The organism is Aminobacter sp. P4_D5, from assembly GCF_056401815.1.
Genome location: NZ_JBFUIP010000693.1, coordinates 1 through 721, shown reverse-complemented (window position 1 = coordinate 721; position 721 = coordinate 1). Strand labels below are relative to the sequence as shown.

The window sequence follows — 721 nt, the reverse complement described above, 5'->3', positions numbered from 1 at the left end:
ACGGCGAGATGAGCAGCGCCTCGCGCCGCGCCGAGGCCAGCAGGTCGTGCACCACGGGGGCGATGACGCTGGCCTCGCCTCCCCGCTCCTTCCCGGGCGGGTCGGCGAGGATGCGGATGGCGTCATTGGCGATCTCGATGCCGATTGGGGGCCCGACGTTGCGCACGCCCTCCAGCACCTCCAGCCCCTCCGGCGAGGCCGCGACGGCCTCCAGTTTGCGGCGCAGGCGCTTCAGCGCCGACTTGCGGGTGCGCATGCGGGGCAGGCGCCGCAGCGGGCGGGCCAGGGGGTTGCGCCAGTAGGATTCGAAGAGGGCCGTCGCCTCCTCGGCCGCCGGGCCCCGGACCGAGACATCGAGGTCGCGGAAGTTGAAGTCGGCCGGCGCGTCGAAATAGCGGTCGCCGATATTGCGGCCGCCGCAGATCACGGTCTCGCCATCGGCGATCCAGGCCTTGTTGTGCATGCGCCGGTTGAGATGCCAGCTGCCGAAGGCGAATTCCAGCAGCAGCCCGAGCCAGCCCCAATGGCCCCAGTGCGAGGTGTTGAACCAGCGCAGCGAGATGCGCGGATGGCCGCTGAGCGATGCGATGTCCCGCTCGCGCCCGATGCCGTAGAGATCGTCGATCAGGATGCGGACCCGCACGCCTCGGTCGGCCGCCATCAGCGCCTCGCGCGCCATGAGCCGCCCCGTCACGTCGCCATGCCAGAGGTAGTATTGCAG

General features: G+C 70.7%; 1 protein-coding gene. It reads right to left on the bottom strand.

Annotation, left to right across the window (positions count from 1 at the left end):
- Positions 1-721: phospholipase D-like domain-containing protein (locus AC1DWF_RS34370; protein WP_476842959.1), on the bottom strand; the 721-nt coding region annotated here is incomplete at both ends.